The organism is Actinocatenispora rupis, assembly GCF_016861975.1.
Lineage (GTDB): Bacteria > Actinomycetota > Actinomycetes > Mycobacteriales > Micromonosporaceae > Actinocatenispora > Actinocatenispora rupis.
The window spans coordinates 1-16,776 of record NZ_BOMB01000027.1; the positions used below are offsets into that span (position 1 = coordinate 1).

Below are 16,776 nucleotides of genomic sequence, written 5' to 3' on the forward strand. Positions count from 1 at the left end.
CGGTCCCCGTCACCAACCACTGTGGTCAGTACACCTAGGGCAAGCTGCCCTGCTCCGTTCGACGTTCCAGTATCTGCGCCAGGCTCCGGCGGCCGCTCAGGGTGGTTGGGTGCTCAGCGCCCAGAACCCGCGTACAGGTCTCGAGCTGGGCCCGTAGCTCGGCCTCGGCCTCATCAAACCGGCCCAACTCGCACAACACCATCGCCAAGTTGCCACGGCTGGTCAGTGTGTCAGGGTGCTCGGCACCCAACACCCGCGTACAAGTCTCCATTTCGGCGCGGTGCTCCGCCTCAGCCTCGTCAAACCGGCCCAGATCCGACAGCACCATCGCGAGGTTGTTGCGGCTGGTCAGAGTGCTTGGGTGATCAGGGCCCAGCAGTCGCGTACGTGCCTCCAAGACAGCGCGGTGCTCGATCTCCGCCTCGTCATACCGGCCCAACTCACACAAGACCGTAGCGAGGTTGCCGCGAGCGGTCAGAGTGTCAGGGTGCTCAGCGTTCAAGAGCCGCGCACATGACTCGACCACGGCGCGAAGCTCGGCCTCCGCCTCGTCATACCGACCCATTTGAAACCTCACCGTGGCCCGGCTGTCGCGGCCGGACAGAGTGTTCGGGTGGTCAGCGCCCAACAGCCGCGTACACGACGCCACCACGGCCCGAAGCTCGACCTCCGCCTCGTCATATCGACCCAGGTCAGACAACACCATTGCCAGATTGTGGCGACTGAGCAGGCTGTCTGGATGGTCAGCACCCACCAATCCTGTACGTGCCTCCACGACAGTGCGGTGCTCAACCTCCGCCTCGCCATACCGACCCAGGTCAGACAACACGACTGCTAGGCTGCTGCGGCTTGCCAGAGTGTTCGGGTGGTCGGCACCCAGCAACCGCGTGCTTGCTTCCACCACGGCGCGAAGCTCGACCTCCGCCTCGTCGTACCGGCCCAGCCGAGTCAACGCCGTCGCCAGGTTGTCACGGCCCGTCAGAGTGTTCGGGTGGTCGGCACCCAGCAGCCGCGTGCTTGCTTCCACCACGGCGCGAAGCTCGACCTCCGCCTCGTCGTACCGGCCCAGCTGGGTCAGCGCCATCGCCAGGTTGTTGCGACTGGTCAGGGTGTGCGGGTGCTCGGCGCCCAAGGCCCGCAAGCGTGCCTCCAGCACGGCCCGATGCTCAACCTCCGCCTCGCCATACCGACCCAGATTAGACAACGCCACTGCGCACCTGCTACGACCAGTCAGAGTCTCTGTGTGTTCGGGACCGAGAGCTTCGCGTGCATGCCGAAGGGCACGATCAAATGCGTCCTTGGCGAGGCGATAACGGCCCTGCGCTTGGGCAGTGTCTCCTATGGCGATGGCATCGCGATAGCTGGCTTTGCGCAGTGCGGCGTCGATTGTCACCTCCGGGACGTGGTTGTCGACAGGTCGGGTGCGTTGTGTGACGTCGACCAGGTAGTCGAAAATCTCGACCATGCCGGCGCCGTGGGGTTGAAGGAGCGCAGTGGTGGCACGGCGCGGCTGTGTGGCCCACTCCCATGCCTCCTCGAGAGGTTCGGGGCGCAGGACGTGACCGCCCAGGCGCTCGAGATTGGCGGTGTGGACAGTCTCTAGTACCGCTGTCGGAAGAGGCGATAGGTACCCGGCGCAGCGTAGGTCGATGGCGGCTGCGACAAGCGCTGCGCCACGGGGATGAGTGGGTCGCTTGGGGTCCGTGTTCGCGTCTTGGGCCGCCTCGTAGGCCGCCCACAGCTCCGGGCCGGCCGAGAGGTACTCGGCAATGCCGAACCGGTCGGCATGCTCCACCGCGTCCGCGATCCGCGGGTCCCACGCCCGGGAACGCGCTCGGTCAAGCTCGTCTGGGCTGAACCGGCGCGGCAACCGGATCCGGTATGCCTGGTCCAGGACTGCACGTGCGTCCTGCTGCAGCTCGCGATCGGCTTCATCGGTGGAGGTGGTCAGCCGGTCGTACTCGGCGGCCCGGAGCGTCGCGAGGACGACCCGATGCGCCTGCTTGTCGGTGAACAAGCTCGCAAGACTCGTTGCGGTCAGCTGTGTGCCGTTGAGAAATCGCTCCAGGTCATCGAGCCACACCACACACTTGCGCATAGACCGCGCTTCAGACAGTGCCGCGGTCACCGCGTCCGGGTTCATCGGGTCGGGCGCGAACAGCACGTGGTCTCGCAGGGTTGCGGTGATCGCCTCGAACGCCGTCCTGGACTTGCCGGCGGTGGAGTCGCCAACCAGCAGTACCAACCCGCCTCGAGCGAGCCGTTCCCGAAGGTGAGGGTCCTCATCGCGCGGCACGTACGGCGGCATACGTTCCTCGGACACATCCTCTGGATCGGCAAGCTGTTGGGCCGGGTGCACACCGAACTGCACCGGATCGGTGTACTGAGCCACCCGACCCAGTCGGCCCGACACGGTCACTGACCCATCCACCACCACCCGGCGTCGGTCAGCAGATGACCGCACCGCGGCCTTCCACCATTCCTGCGCCACCCCCGACCCCGCCACAGCCGCGGCGCCTACCGCACCCACTGGCAGCAGCACCCACCACTGCTTCCATCCCGCTGTGGCGGCCGACGCCGCCGCGCCTCCGGCCGCGGCCAGCACCACACCAGCCACCGCCACAACCGGCCTCGACAGCCCCCGCCCCATTGGCCACCTCCACACACGAGGGTCCCAACAGAACACAATCCCCCGCCATCCTCCGACGCTGCGTGTCGGCTACCCGACACGCACACGGGCTGTCAGCCTCTCCGCTCGCGTCATCCGTGCCAAGGAAACCAGGACTCGACGCCAGGACATCCATTAATAATGGATGTCGTTTTCTATAAGCTCCTGGCCTGGATCGTGGCAGCGTGCTTCGTGTTGCCGGTGTCCGTGCTGCTTACCGGTTGCGGACGGTCCCAGAAGGTGGCGACGGACCGCCTGCCGGTGGTCACGAACTTCTATCCGGTGCAGTTCCTCGCCAGGCAGGTGGGCGGCGGGACTGGGCCGGCTCCGCTCGCGTGATCAAAGCCAAGGACAACCAGGACTCCGGACGCCGGCTCGGCTCCCAGTTCTACCTGCCGAACCGGCTCCTTGAAGGCGATGCGTTCTACGTCGACGTGCAGCCCTAGCTGATAGCCTCGGGCCCGGTGTTTCACGACCCCACGTCGCACACCGGGCCCACCGGAACGACCGAGGGGACCGGCATGGCCACCCTGATCACCCGCCACAACATGTCGGTGTCAGCCGAAGACCCCGCCATCGCCCTGGACTCATACCCGCCACTGGACACCCACATCGGACCAGTCATCGGCAACGCCCTGCGCGACATCGCCGCCACCGACACCGGCGTGGTCTACATCAGCACCATCCAGAACATGGCCCACATCCTCGTCACGGTCGAAGTCTGGGACACCGAGCCCAAGTCCGACCCGGCCCGCGAAGGATGGCACGTGCTGCCCACCATGGATGTCGAGTGGCCGACCCGAGCGGTCATGCTCCGCGCGCCCTACGATGTCGCCGGTCCGAACGCCAGCATCGAGCTCCCCACGACCGGCCTCTACCGCGTCTCAGTCGCGCACCGGGGACGAGACGAGGCGTCCGAACGCGACCGGCAACTGAACCAGCGGCTGGACGCTCTCAGCCTCGCCGAGATTCGCCAAGTCACCAGCGAGTACCACGACCTGGAGCAGTACCTGATCCGGATGTGGCGCCATGCAGCCCACTAAGCCCACCACCTCGCGTCGACATCGTTCCCGTCGATGCATCCTCAGCGCGACGGGCGCGATCGTGCTCGCACTCGCCACTCCCACCGCATGCGCCGAACACCCACCGCACCCAGCAGGCCCCAGCCCACGACCGAGCCCCAGCCAGTCCTACGGCTGGTACGCAGCCTCACCCGCCCCGTCGACGGACCTGGACGGAGCGTTCGTGGACACCGCGCAAACAGTCATGCCCGGATCCCGACAGGCAGTCCTCGCCGTCGGCAAAAGCGTCTGCACCCAGCTGCGCACCACCACCATCACCCCCATCGCCCAACAGATCACCCGACGACACCACGTCCGCGGCGGCAACGGCGAATACGTCGTCAACGCCACCATCCGCTTCGTGTGCCCACCGCTGGACCGCACCGACGCCGACCGCGCCTACCTGACCGCCGCCGACCACCTCGACATCCAGCTCACCGCCCGACCCGAACTCGCCCTCTACCGAGGCCGCGACATCTGCTACCTGATCGACCACTCCAACGCCGACGGCGCAGTGACCATCACGCAACGACGCGAACCGACCAGCCACACCACCGCCGGCAAACTGGTCGCGATCGCGCACCAGACTCTCTGCCCCTCCTGACCGGCCTCGCCGCCGCGGACGGTTCAACACACTGTCTGCAGCGAAGGTTGCGTCGGCGCGGGACGGATGACGGTGTCTACGCTGCGGCACGCCGTTCCCCAGACCCGGCGGCTCGTACCCCCAGTCGGGAGACAGCCGACGCCGGCAGGGCCACGGTGCCAGCGCGCTCCGACCCTGATCCCGTTGCTACAGAACGAATCCACGAGAGCCGCGAGCCCCGCCGATACAGGCCGGCCAGGCCGAGCCCTCGCGCCGGCCGATCGGCCGGGACTTCAGAGCACGGTCCGAACCACCCTGGCGGGGGCACCACCCTCGACGACCATGGCAAGCCGGGCAACGCGCCACTCTCATGCTCTGCAGTCTCAACGTCAGTCGTGACAGCCGCGGTGAAAGGCTCGCCCGCTTGGGCGGCGTCCATCGCGCGCTGCGCGGTCCGCGCCGCCCGGCACGGATACACCTCCCCCGAACACAACAGGCTCCCGCAACTACCGGCACCCTCATCCTGATGCTCGGCCAGCACATCAACCGCCAACCGCCACAACAACACATCCGCCACACCATCCGGAACAGCAACCTGCTCCGACCGGCGCACCCTCGCCGTCCAGGCCACACTCCACCCCCACGTCCCGATGACCACCGGCCCGCAGGTGCAGGCGCAGTTGCCGGACCAGATGAGCGCTCCACTCGACGACGTCTGTCAAGGCGCCGTCGTTAGTGGATGGGTCGGACCACTCGTTGGAAGAGGGCGTGCCGTTTCGGTGTTGCGATGTGTGTGGTCCGTGATGACGTCGTTCGCGCTCTGCTAGACATGGGTGTCCCACCCAGCATCCTTGAGGACTTTCCCGAGGTGCCCTCGGAGGTCGAGGGGTTGATGGTCTACGGAAGCCAGGCGCGCGGGGATGCGGTGTCTGGCTCAGATCTCGACGTCCTTGCGCTGGTTCCCGCTGCCCGGCCCAGTACTTTCGCAGGCGACGTGAACATCAGCTACTACACCAACGGCCAACTCGCGACCGGCGTCGGCACCCTGTTCGGGTCCCACCTCAAGCGCGACGGCAAGATCATCTGGGATCAACACGGCCGCTTGACGCGCGCGGTCGGAGCCATGGGTGATGTCGACACCGACCGCCTCCTCACCCGCGCATGGCACATGTGTGAGCTTTTCACGAGCCCAGAAAGAGATCTTCCGAGGTACCTTCTCGGACTCTTGCGCGAAGCTCGATACTTGCTGCGCAGTTGTTTGTACGCCCGCGCGATCGCCGACGGGAATCCGTGCTTCTCTGTTCGTGAGCTCGCAGTACGACTCGACGACCCTCATCTGGCTGACCTGCTTGCCTCCCGACAGTCGACACCAGCTGCAGCTGGCGATTTGAAGGACTGCCTCTTGCGACTGCGCGCGATACTCGGCGAATTCCCGCCTAGTCGACACGGCTCTCTTGAGGCAACGATCGTCAACGACTGGGGGAGCCCAAGCGATCTTCTCTCCATGGGATTCATGGCCCTAGGGAGCACGGGGAATGGAACTGATTACGCGGAGGTAGAAAAGATTCTACTATGAAGACTAAAACAGCATTCGTTGGGGACGTACATGGGAATCTGACGGCACTTAACGCGATGCTTCGCATCCTTGCGGCACAGGACCTAGCACACGTGGTATTCCTTGGTGACTACATAAACAAGGGTAAGGAATCACGCGAAGTGTTGCAAGAGCTAATTTCGGTAGCGCGCTCCGGAACTGTCACACTTCTTCGAGGAAACCACGAGACCGCTTTGCTCGATGCCTTGGACACTGGCAACTTGGGACCCTTCCTGAAAATGGGTGGGGCAGTGACAATTCGGTCGTATGTCGGCGGCAGGAACGTGCGCGCTGACGTTCTATCGGACTTTCGAGAAAATCTCCCAAGGGAACATGTTGATGCGATACGGAATATGCCGGAAACTTATGAAACCGAGGACTTGATTGCTAAACACGTTCCGCCGCCTGTGTCGGGTTCGAAGTTCCGGATTAGCGCACATCTGCCGATCGGCGAACTCCCAGTAGTTCGAGAGGGTTCGGCCCAACTCGACACAGGATGTGACGGTACTGGCGGGCGACTGACGGCTCTACTCTGGCCCACCCTCGACTTCGTTCAAGTCGAATCCAGCGGAGATATCGTTAGGCCGTAAGGCCAGATGGTCGGCGCGACTCACCGTTGAAGTTCGTCTAGAATCCACTGCGCTTTACTCGCTCCTCTTTCGTCCTTCATTATTCCGTTCAGCTCACGGCAAGCGTACGCATACTCTTTCGCGTCGTCATTCTCGCCAATCGCACGGCAGCACTGAGCGAGTAAGAGTAAAGAGATAGCTTGGCCGCGCCGACTTGCGATTTTCTTGTTCAGAGATAGTGCCCGTTTCGCGTTCGATAAACCCTCTTCAGCCCTTCCCAAGCGGAGCCGCACCTGGGCGGCCAGTACCTCCGCATTAGCGGACAGTGCTGTCGGAGGAACGCGACGAAGGAGCTCCGATGCCTCGTCTGAATACTCAGCCGCTCGCTGCAAGTTGCCTGCACGGACTTCCAACCTGGCTAGATTGACGAGTGACTGACACAGATCCAGATCCTGATGGAATTCGCGTCGAAATCTGAGTGCGTCCTCGAAGTCTCGCCGAGCCGATTCAAGGTCGCCTGTGGCCTGGCGCGCGAGTCCGAGCTGATCGAGTATTTGACAACTGACCTTCATGGCGTATTGGTCGCGCTGTCCGTCAATGAGTGTTAACGCATGCAGCAATCGACCAATGGCGTCGTCATCGCGTCCCTGCAGACGCAGCACGCCTGCTTGGGCAGCGAAGGCTTCGGCCGCGGGTGGGGTGTACAACGACGATCCTCCATCAACGAAGGTATCAATCGCCTTCTGCGTTAGATCCCGTGCTCCGTCGAAATCGCCGTGCCGTGCAAGGAACCTCGCGTACGCCAGGTGTTCAGTCGGACCCCCTAATGCCGCTGCCTTCTCGAGCGAAGACTGACCCAATTCGGCCTGGCCGAGCTCGACGAGTTTCTCGCCATTCAAGCGTAGGTTCGCGGCGCTGAGCACATCTTTGCCGGAAGAGGGGAGCAGACTTATTCGCCGAACAACCTTGGCGCCTCCGAGTGCTTCCCAAGTCTCTAGTCGCTGAGCCAACTTGATCTTGAGTTCCTGGATGTTGGCGATGGTCTCGTACATCATCGAGTGCCGCTCGGACATCTGTTTGCGAAGCTGTTCAATCCGTTCATTGGGTGACGCATGATCAAGAAAAGCAACCCATATGTCCCTCATCGGTCGCTCAGCTTCGCCGAGCTCAAGAAGGGCCGTGAATAGTTCCTCCTCGGTGCCAGAGGTGTATCCCCATGGGCTACCTGGCTCACTGCCCCAAGATCCCTTGAACAAAGCAATAAGGAAATGACTCTCAGCGATCAGTTCGTTGATCGATTCCTGTGGTCGGCGAGCAGTTCCGCGCGTCTGCTCCCAGCCGATGACTTCATAGGTCATATTCGTCTCGCGCTCGCGCCGGGAATTGTGTTCATCGACGCAGGCGCGAACGGCCGCGCGCTCATCACGGGTGTCACCAGGGGATGCGAGGAAGATACGAAGAGGCAGCGCATCGTTCATGTTGCATAGGATAACCGATGCCCGGGTTTCTCACGATCCGTTGGTTCGGACTCGGAGTGCCTAGGGTGCCTTGTTCGCTCGCCAATTGCGAAGACACGTGCGAAACAGATCGCCCTTCCGCACTCAGAGCGCTGGGCTCGACGTTAACAGCTAGGTGGTCCTACATCCCAAGTTGGTTCTGGAGAGCGGTGCCGGCGATCTGGCCCGCGACGGTTATCCCGAGAGGAAGCAGTACATCCTTAAGGATCTTAGTCCACGCACTGCGCCGGTCTTCAGACGTTGATTCGTTGGCGGCGGCAAGGATGGCGCCGCCGAGCTCAGCGCTGATCGATCGCAGAGCGGATGTCCCGAACAGTTCGATCTCTTCAACCGCGTTGCGGGCCTCCTTGATGAGCGCGAGCACATATCGACGCAACGAGGGGCTAAGTCCTGTGTCTTCTCGCGCAAGATCCTCTGCCTCAGCCAGAGTTGACATGAGCGTTCGTGTGACATTCTCGCTGAGCTCAACGCCGAGGCCCATTGCGTCGATCTGTCCGCCGAGGGCCTTCAGAAAATACAGTGGATCTTCGGCGATCGCTGGCCGCGGCCCGTTCTTACCGCCATCGCGCCAAGGCACGGTGTATGAAAAGACTGCCTCATACCATCGAGGCAAGGCTCGTTGGAAGGGTGAAATGTCGTTTCCGAGGGCCTCCATGCCGGCTAACGTACGCTCGACGTCTCGGAGCAATGCAACGGCCATCGCTTGCTTCCGCCAGAAGCTGAGTTCCTGACCGCCTCGGAGGCCCCGCGACTGCTCGGGTGTGGCGCCCGAGGCGACCTGCCAGCTCTCGAGGAGCGCCGCGAGTTGGGAGGCTGAGTTGGGCATCCAGAGATCCTAGTTTGGGGCGGCCTGCCGAATCCTTCGGCCGTTCGGTCATTCACGGTCACAGCTACCAGCTTGTCGAGTTGGGCATAGATCCGCCACTAAAGGCTGTCCAGTGATCGTTGATCGGCCTGGTCGTTGATCTTGATGCGTAGCAGACGATCATGGCGGTCAGCTGCAGTGAATCCCGGTGCCAGGGGCTGTCGCCGCGGACGTCCGGCTGGCTGGTGGGCATCGTCACTGGTCGGGGTGGCGAGCAGCTGGTGCGGCTGACGGTGCCGGTTGGGGAATCCGTTTCCCGGCACACCACATGACTGCCGAGCGTTACCGAGTTGGGTGTCGACCAACAGCGGTAGGGCGCAGCGGTCATGGAAGACGGGACTCGGGTAAGCACACCACGTTTGCCGTTCCCGCACAGGACCGTAGAGAAGACGATCCAGAAACTCGCTACGCAGCGTAATGGTTCTGCGGACAGCAGTCAGACTCGTGATCCGAGCCAAAGTCCGGAGGTGCAGGCGTCGAGCACCCATCGAGCACCCATCACAAGATCACTATGTAACTAAGAGCTATAGATGCTGCTCATAGGCCCGGTCGCGTGGGGCTCTAACCCACAACCACGGATTAAAAGTCCGCAGCTCTGCCAATTGAGCTAGCACCCCGGCATCGACGCTACGTGCCGCCAGTGACCTCTCGCTGCCCGCAGCTATCGCCAGTCGGTCATACTAGCCGACAGCCGACGCACTCCGGACAGTGAGCAGCGCGGCAGGCAGCGGCAGCGACCGGCAGGTTCGCCCGGCATTGTCGCCCTTGCCGCAGCCACGGCGCTCCCCGCGATCGGGCAGCGGCGGGCTACGACCCGCCACCGGCGACCCGATCGACCGGGGGGTCGCCGGCGCAGCGCTGGCCACGGTGACCAGGAGGGTCGCCTACCATGACGGGCGCTCGCCGCCACGGCGCGGCTCATGCCCACCGCCGACCCGACCGCAACCAGGTGCCGCTGCGCGTCCCACGCCGACCTTCCAGACCTGGTACGGGCGGGAGCCGGCGGGATCGGGCGCGGATCCCGGCACGGCCATGGCGTCGGGCCGATGTGCGGCCGTCAGCCGCGGCGGGGGAGCTTCGCGACGTGCGCGGCGACGAGCCTGGCGATGGCCACGAGCGTCGCCCGGCTGGCGTCCGAGTGGCCCGAGTAGTTGATGACCACGGCCAGGTTGGCCAGCTGGACTCCCGCCTCGTACTGGCCGGCGATGGCGTTGTCCGTGCCCGGGATGTCGACGCTCGTCTCGTCGCCCCAGTAGCTCAGCCCCTGTACGAGCGACGCGGCGTCGTAGACGCACGAGCCGACCTCGCACGTCCCGGCGCTTTCGCTGAAGCGCTTGACCCCGATCTCCAGTGTCGCGGTTTTCTTCGGGTCCTTGTCGTCGCCCCATACGTACCCGGGGACGCTGAGGTCGCCGCCGTTGGACTTCACGGTTTCCTTGTGCGACCAGGCGACCGGTGACACGTACCTGCCGACCTCGGTCCTGGTGAGGAGCGAGGCGGGGTTGGGCGTGGTGGTGAACAGCGCCGGCGGACCGCTGGGAGACGGGCTCGCCGTCGGGCTCACCGACGCGCTCACCGTCGGACTCGTCGTCGACCCGCTCGCGCCCGCGGCTCCGCCGCCGTCGTTCCGGTTGCCCTTGTCCGCGAGCAACGAGGCCCCGATGACGGCCAGCACGAGGAGTACCACCGCACCGGCGACTGCCGGCAGCGCCCACGGTCGTTCCGCGGTCGGCCGTTGCGTCGGTACCTGCGGCGCGTACGCGGGTGGCACCGGCGCCGCCGAGTCCGGGTGATCCGACGTGGCGAATCCGGCCGGGGACACCGGTGGCGCCGCATCCGGCGGACCGGACGGCGGGGTCGGCATCGCCGAAGCCACCGGTGGTTCGACGACGAGCGGGGCCGGGGCGGGTGCGGCCGCCTGCTGCGGCGAGGCGTGCAGCGCGCCCTCCGCGACGACGAGTTCCGGCTGCTCCAGGACGGTCGGGGCGATGCGGGTGACCTGGTGCAGGACGGTGGCGGCCAGCGGTACCCGGGACGAGCCGCCGACCAGGAACAGGCCCGCGAGGGCGTCCACCGGTACGCCGGCCTGGCCGAGTACGGACGTGGTGAGCTGGGCGGCGCGGGTGAGGCGGGGCCGGGCGGCGGCCTCGAAGGACTCGCGGCTGACGACCGCGTCCCGGTCGACCAGCGGCAGCGGCAGCGCGGCGCTGGCGGTACGCGACAGCATCTCCTTGGCCGTGCGCGCGTCGTCCCAGAGCGCCCGGAAGTAGCGCCGGTCGGCGGGATCGGTGGGTGCGGTGATCCGCTGCCAGGTCGCGTCGTCCACGGCCGCGCGGGCCTGCTCGACCACGAGCGCGTCCAGGTCGAGGCCGCCGAAGTCGGGCAGCCCGTCGACCGCGACCACCTCGAACCCGGTCGGGGTACGCCGGACGGCGCTGACGTCCAGCGTGCCGGCGCCCATGTCGTACACGACGACGACGTCGCCGGGGGCGACCCGGTGGCCGAGCATCGTGGCGAAGTACGCGGCCGCGGCGACCGGCTCCGGTACGAGGGTGGGCGCGGGGAGGCCGGCGAGGGCGGCGGCCTCGACGAGCACGCCGCGGCGCAGTGCCGCCCAGGCTGCCGGGTACGTGATCGTCACGTCCAGCGGCGCCGGGCCCGCCGTGCGTACCGCCTCGTCGCGTACCCGGCGCAGGGTCGCCGCGACCGCCTGTACCAGTGGCAGGTCGTGGCCGCCGAGCAGCAGGCTGCCATCGCCGATGTGCCGCTTGGGATTCGGCTCGTACCGCGTCGGGTCCAGTCGGGTGCTGTGCTGCGCGTCCCGGCCGCACAGCAGCGCGCCCTCGGGTGTCAGGTAGACGGCCGACGGCAGCAGCGGCGAGGAGTCGAACAGCAACGGACGGGTACGCCCGTCCGGCCACCGCAGCATCGCGACGGTGGTGGAGGTCCCGTAGTCGACACCGAGCCGGAATCCAGACACGCGGGCAGGGTACGAGGTCGCGGCCACCGGAAGGCGGGCCGGACGGGGACGGCCTCGGACTGGTCGCCGGCGGTACGCGGTGGTTGACTGCGCGCATGGTTGCCACGCCGAAGGACGTACTGACGGGCTACCTGCAGGGCGCCCGGGACGTACTGCTGTGGAAGCTGGCCGGGCTCTCCGAACGCGACGTGCGGTTGCCGCGCACGCCGACCGGTACGAACCTGCTCGGCATCGTCAAGCACGCGCTGCACACCGAGGCGCTCTACTTCGGGCCGACGTTCGGCCGCGACTGGCCGACGCCCGACGAGCTCGTCCCGCCCGACGGCCCCGACCCGCAGGCCGACTGGTACGCGACCGAGAGCGAGACCGCCGCCGGCATCGTCGACCTGTACCGCCGGGTGTGGGCCTTCGCCGACCGGACGATCGACGACCTGCCGCTCGACGCGGTGGGGCACGTCGCGCACTGGGGCGGCGAGCAGGTCACCCTCCACCAGATCCTGGTACACGTGATCGTCGACCTGCAGCGCCACGCGGGCCACGCCGACATCCTGCGCGAACGGATCGACGGCGCCGTCGGCCTGCTTCCCGGTCGTGGCAACGTTTCCGACACCACCGACTGGCCCGCGTACACCCGGCGGCTGACCGCCATCGCCGACCGTTTCGCCTGAGTCCGGTACGAACCCGGCGCCGTCACGACCCGAGCGTGTGCCGTACGAGGTCGGTGCCGAGGTCGAACCGCACCCCGTCCGGGTTGGTGAGGTGGGCGTCGGCGTACCAGGTGCGGTCGGCTTCGGGGTGGGGGCCGACGACGCCGACGCGGCCGCTGCCGCACGGGGCGACGAGCGCGGCGACGGCGCCGGTGTCGTACCGCGCGAGGACGGTGGCCCGCGCGGTGACGCGGAACAGCGGGCCGTCCTGGAAGTACAGGTGGCGGCGGTGGCCGCGCCAGGAGACGGCGATGACGGTGTCGCGTTCGTCGGGGACGGTGGCGCCGGGCGACCCCACGTACTCGTCGCTGTCGCCGGGCAGCAGCGCGAAGCCCGGGTCCGCGCCGGCGAGGTACCCGCCGAGGCAGATGCCCAGGTAGCGGCCGCCGGTACGGACCCAGTGCCGCAGCGCCGGGGCGTACCGGCGGGTCTCGCGCCACGCCGGGTCGAGGTCACCGCCGCCGGGCTGCACGTACAGCACGGCGGAGGCGAGGGTCGCGGCGGTCAGCGGGCGCCGTTCCCCCGGCCCGCAGTACGCGACGCGCAGGTCCGGGCGCGCCCGCCGTACCAGGTTCGCGGCCGCTTCCGGACAACCCGGCAGCGACACCGGCCCCCGGTACACCAGCGCCAGCCCGCCGTGCCGTTCCCCGGGTCCGCAGCCGGCCGCCGCGACCGCCGCACCCACCGCCCCGAGTACCACCGCCCTGCGCCGCATCCCGACACTCTCCCACCGCCGCGGTCAGGCGGCGCGCGGGAGGAAGTAGTGCGGCTCGTCGAGGTCGGCGAGCAGGCCGGGCCCGGTGGGCCGCCAGTCCAGGAGGTCGCGGGTGAGGTCGGCGGAGGCCGGGACGTCCGCGCCGATCAGCATGCTGAGCCAGCCGAAGTGCGCGTCGACGTCGGCGGGCGCGACCGACCCGACCGGTACGCCGAGGTGGCGGCCGATGACCTCCGCGACGGACCGCAGCGGTACTCCCTCGTCGCCGACGGCGTGCAGGACGGAGCCGGCGGGGGCGTGTTCCAGCGCGAGCCGGAACAGGCGCGCGGCGTCGCTCCGGTGTACGGCGGGCCAGCGGTTCGCGCCGTCGCCGACGTACGCGGAGATGCCGGTGGCGCGGGCGACGCCGACGATGGCGGCCAGGAAGCCGTTGTCGCCGTCGCCGTGCACGGTCGGCGGGAGCCGCAGGACGGACGACCGGACCCCGCGCCCGGCGTACGAGAGGGTCAGGTGGGCGGTGGCCTGCCGGCCGCTCGGGCCGTCGGCGGAGGCGGGGTCGGGTGTGCGGCCGTCGGTTTCGGTGAGCACGCGGCCGGCGGCGAGCCCGGCGAGTCCGGACGCGAGGACGAACGGCCGGCCGGTGCCGGTGAGCGCGGCGCCGAGGGTCTCGACGGCGCGGCGGTCGGCGGTGACGGCGCCGGCGAAGTCGCCGGTGAAGGCGATGTCGTGCTTGAACGCCAGGTGGATCACGCCGTCGGCGTCGGCGGCCGCGTCCCGGAGGACGTCGAGGTCGTCGAGGCTGCCACGGCGTACGTCGGCGCCGGCGGCGGTGAGGGCGGCGGCCGAGGCGTCCGAGCGGGCGAGCCCGACGACGGTGTGCCCGGCGCCGATCAGCTCGGGTACGACGGCGGAACCGATCCAACCGGACGCTCCGGTGACGAATACGCGCATGAAGACCTCCAGGTGACGGCTCGCCGCGGTACCCGAGCGAACCGATGTCAGTGTCTGACATCAACGTAGCACTCGATGTCAGGCACTGTCATCACTATGATGCGGAGCATGGGCCGGTGGGAGCCGAACGCGCGTGGTCGCCTGGAGCGGGCGGCCCTCGCGCTGTACCGCGAGCGCGGGTACGAACGGGTCACCGTGGCCGAGATCGCCCGCGAGGCCGGCCTCACCGAGCGCACGTTCTTCCGGCACTACGCCGACAAGCGCGAGGTGCTGTTCGGCGGATCCGCGGCGCTGCAGGAGTTCCTGGTCGGCAAGGTCGCGGCGGCCCCCGCCGACACCTCCCCGATCGAACTGGTCGTCGCGGCACTCGCCGCCACCGGCGAGGTGTTCGACGAGCGGCGGGACCGGGCGCGGCAGCGGCAGACCGTCATCGACGCGCATCCCGAGCTGCGGGAACGCGAGCTGATCAAGCTGGCGACGCTGGCCACGGCGCTCGCCGGCGCGCTCCGCGAGCGCGGCGTCGAGGAGTCCGCGGCGATCCTGGCCGCGCAGGCCGGCATCGCCGTCTTCCAGGTCGCGTTCGTACGGTGGCTCGCCGACGGGGAACGGGACATGGCGGAGCTGGTGCGCGGGGCGTACGAGGAGCTGCGGACCGTGACCGCGGGCGGCTGAGCGGGGTCGGGCGTGCCCCGCGGCGCGCACCCCTCGTGTCCACTGTGGACAGTGGTACTCAGCCGGGCGGGCTCACCAGGCCCATCTCGTACGCGATGATGCAGAGGTGGACGCGGTCGCGCGCGTCGAGCTTGGTGAACAGGCGGGCCACGTGTGCCTTCGCGGTGGCGACGCTGATGTGCAGCTCGGCGGCGATCTCGGCGTTGGCGAGGCCGCTGCCGACCAGCGTCAGTACCTCGCGTTCCCGGTCGGTGATCGCCGCCGCCGACCGGTACGCCGGGGTGGTGCGCGGCCGGCCCACGAAGTCGGAGATGAGCCGGCGGGTCACGCTCGGCGCGATCAGCGCGTCGCCGGCGGCCACCACCCGGATCGCGCTCAGGATCTCCTCCAGCGCCATGTCCTTCACCAGGAACCCGCTGGCACCGGCGCGCAGCGCGCCGTAGACGTACTCGTCGTCGTCGAAGGTGGTGAGGACGAGGACGTGCGGCGGGTCGGGCTCGGCGGTGATCCGGGTGGTGGCCTCGATGCCGTCCATGCCGGGCATCCGGATGTCCATCACGACGACGTCCGGCGCCACCTCGCGCACCAGGCGTACCGCCTCGGCGCCGGTGCCGGCCTCGCCGACGACGTCCAGCCCGGGGTCGTCGGCGATGAGGACCCGCAGGCCGGCGCGGATCAGCGGCTGGTCGTCGGCCAGTACGACCCGGACGGTCACGCCGCCACCGCCGGCAGCGGCAGCGTCGCGGCCACCCGGAACCCGCCCTCCGGCCGCGCCGCCGCGCTGAACGTGCCGTGCAGCAGGCCGACCCGTTCCCGCATCCCGATGATCCCGTACCCGGGATCGCTGACGCCGGGCCCGATCCCGTCGTCGCTGACGTCCAGCGCCAGTACGGTGTCGCGCTGGTCGATGGTCACGGTGCAGCGCGCGGCACGGGCGTGTCGTATCACGTTGGTCAGCGCCTCCTGGACGATCCGGTACGCGGAGAGGTCGATCTCGGCGGGCAGCGGCGCGGTCTCCCCGGTGCGCCGTACGGTGACGCGGACGCCGGCGTGGGCGCAGCGCTCGACGAGCGTGTCCAGGTCGGCGAGTCCCGGGGTCGGGTCGAGCGGCGCGGATCCGGCGCCGGAGTCGGCGCCGCGCAACGTGACGAGCATCCGGCGCAGCCCGGCGAGCGTGTCCCGGCTGGTGTCCTCGATGGCGGCCAACGACTTCCGAGCCTCGGCCGGCTGGGTGTCGATGACGCGGCGGCCGACGCCGGCCTGGATGGCGATGACGCCGATGCTGTGCGCGATCATGTCGTGCAGCTCGCGGGCGATCCGCAGCCGCTCCGCCTGTACGGCCTGGACCTCGGCCTGTTCCCGTTGCACCGCAACGTACTGCCGGCGCTGGCGGACCATGCTGCCGATCGCCCAAGCGCTCGCCGCGACCAGCACCATGACCAACGCCTGCGTCTCCACCCGCCGGTACGGGAACGCGAACAGCAACACCAGTTGCGTCGCGAGGGTGGCCGCGGCGGCGGGGACGCTGGTGCGGCGCGGCCGGATCGCCGCGAGTACGCTGATGAGGGCGTCGGCGAGCAGTACCTGGATGTCGCGGATGTCGCTGACGAACCACGGCGTGAACGGGCTGCGGAACTGCGTGGCGACGACGAGCAGCCCGACGTTCATGAGTACCAGGGACATCACGGGTCGGCGCCGCACCACGACCAGCGGTACGAGCAGGACGAGCAGCGGCAGGCCGAACGGCGGCCCCACCGGGTCGCCCCCGTGCAGCACCTCGAACAGCAGCAGCGGCGACACGAACGCCACGAACCAGACGATCCCGGTGCCGACCGTCGACGACACGCGCCGTACTCGGGGCACACGGGGGGCGGCTGACATGCGGCGATGGTAG

14 protein-coding genes and 1 tRNA gene are annotated in these 16,776 nt (G+C 68.0%); 6 read left to right on the top strand and 9 right to left on the bottom strand.

Going from position 1 to position 16,776, the window contains the following annotated elements; genetic code table 11:
• Positions 1-34: 34 nt before the first annotated feature.
• Positions 35-2,617, bottom strand: a complete 2,583-nt coding sequence (locus Aru02nite_RS23300; RefSeq protein WP_203661205.1) for a tetratricopeptide repeat protein — start codon at positions 2,615-2,617, stop codon at positions 35-37.
• Positions 2,618-3,189: 572 nt separating this feature from the next.
• Between Aru02nite_RS23300 and Aru02nite_RS23305 the strand changes: the two genes are divergently transcribed.
• The 4 genes from Aru02nite_RS23305 (at position 3,190) to Aru02nite_RS37620 (ending at position 6,496) form a co-directional block, all read left to right on the top strand.
• Positions 3,190-3,711 carry a hypothetical protein gene (locus tag Aru02nite_RS23305; RefSeq protein ID WP_203661207.1) on the top strand — a complete coding sequence of 174 codons (522 nt, stop codon included), beginning with the start codon at positions 3,190-3,192 and terminating at the stop codon, positions 3,709-3,711.
• A 202-nt stretch (positions 3,712-3,913) separates the two neighbouring features.
• Complete coding sequence (locus Aru02nite_RS23310) at positions 3,914-4,333, top strand: DUF732 domain-containing protein (protein ID WP_203661209.1); 420 nt, start codon at positions 3,914-3,916, stop codon at positions 4,331-4,333.
• A 766-nt stretch (positions 4,334-5,099) separates the two neighbouring features.
• Positions 5,100-5,888, top strand: a complete 789-nt coding sequence (locus Aru02nite_RS23315; RefSeq protein WP_203661211.1) for a nucleotidyltransferase domain-containing protein — start codon at positions 5,100-5,102, stop codon at positions 5,886-5,888.
• Positions 5,885-6,496 carry a metallophosphoesterase gene (locus Aru02nite_RS37620; protein WP_203661213.1) on the top strand — a complete coding sequence of 204 codons (612 nt, stop codon included), beginning with the start codon at positions 5,885-5,887 and terminating at the stop codon, positions 6,494-6,496. The genes Aru02nite_RS23315 and Aru02nite_RS37620 overlap by 4 nt, the downstream gene beginning before the upstream one ends.
• Before the next feature lie 20 nt (positions 6,497-6,516).
• Here the strand turns inward: Aru02nite_RS37620 and Aru02nite_RS23325 are convergent, their stop codons facing one another.
• The 4 genes from Aru02nite_RS23325 to Aru02nite_RS23340 all read right to left on the bottom strand — a co-directional run bounded on the left by Aru02nite_RS23325 (position 6,517) and on the right by Aru02nite_RS23340 (position 11,837).
• Positions 6,517-7,953 (bottom strand): tetratricopeptide repeat protein, encoded by a 1,437-nt coding sequence (locus Aru02nite_RS23325; RefSeq protein WP_203661215.1) that lies wholly within the window; start codon positions 7,951-7,953, stop codon positions 6,517-6,519.
• 160 nt (positions 7,954-8,113) lie between these two features.
• A complete protein-coding gene (locus Aru02nite_RS23330; protein ID WP_203661217.1) occupies positions 8,114-8,818 on the bottom strand; it encodes a hypothetical protein in 705 nt (234 codons plus the stop codon).
• Positions 8,819-9,401: 583 nt separating this feature from the next.
• Positions 9,402-9,476 (bottom strand) — tRNA-Lys (locus Aru02nite_RS23335).
• Positions 9,477-9,914: 438 nt separating this feature from the next.
• Positions 9,915-11,837 carry an Hsp70 family protein gene (locus Aru02nite_RS23340; protein WP_203661218.1) on the bottom strand — a complete coding sequence of 641 codons (1,923 nt, stop codon included), beginning with the start codon at positions 11,835-11,837 and terminating at the stop codon, positions 9,915-9,917.
• A gap of 95 nt (positions 11,838-11,932) precedes the next feature.
• On the opposite strand from Aru02nite_RS23340, the gene Aru02nite_RS23345 reads away from it, so the two are divergent.
• Entirely contained in the window at positions 11,933-12,505 is a 573-nt protein-coding gene (locus Aru02nite_RS23345; RefSeq protein WP_203661220.1) for a DinB family protein, read from the top strand.
• A gap of 22 nt (positions 12,506-12,527) precedes the next feature.
• Here Aru02nite_RS23345 and Aru02nite_RS23350 read toward each other — a convergent pair whose 3' ends face one another.
• Positions 12,528-13,259: a BPL-N domain-containing protein gene (locus tag Aru02nite_RS23350; RefSeq protein WP_203661222.1), complete on the bottom strand. Its 732-nt coding sequence runs from the start codon at positions 13,257-13,259 to the stop codon at positions 12,528-12,530.
• Positions 13,260-13,283: 24 nt separating this feature from the next.
• On the bottom strand, positions 13,284-14,210 hold the full coding sequence (locus Aru02nite_RS23355; RefSeq protein ID WP_203661224.1) for an SDR family oxidoreductase: 927 nt from the start codon (positions 14,208-14,210) through the stop codon (positions 13,284-13,286).
• A 108-nt stretch (positions 14,211-14,318) separates the two neighbouring features.
• On the opposite strand from Aru02nite_RS23355, the gene Aru02nite_RS23360 reads away from it, so the two are divergent.
• The gene (locus Aru02nite_RS23360; RefSeq protein ID WP_203661226.1) at positions 14,319-14,882 is read left to right on the top strand and encodes a TetR/AcrR family transcriptional regulator; all 564 of its coding nucleotides are present in this window, start codon (positions 14,319-14,321) and stop codon (positions 14,880-14,882) included.
• Positions 14,883-14,940: 58 nt separating this feature from the next.
• Here Aru02nite_RS23360 and Aru02nite_RS23365 read toward each other — a convergent pair whose 3' ends face one another.
• Positions 14,941-15,597 carry a response regulator gene (locus tag Aru02nite_RS23365; protein WP_203661228.1) on the bottom strand — a complete coding sequence of 219 codons (657 nt, stop codon included), beginning with the start codon at positions 15,595-15,597 and terminating at the stop codon, positions 14,941-14,943.
• The gene (locus tag Aru02nite_RS23370) at positions 15,594-16,763 is read right to left on the bottom strand and encodes a sensor histidine kinase (protein ID WP_203661230.1); all 1,170 of its coding nucleotides are present in this window, start codon (positions 16,761-16,763) and stop codon (positions 15,594-15,596) included. The genes Aru02nite_RS23365 and Aru02nite_RS23370 overlap by 4 nt, the downstream gene beginning before the upstream one ends.
• Between the last annotated feature and the right edge of the window lie 13 nt (positions 16,764-16,776).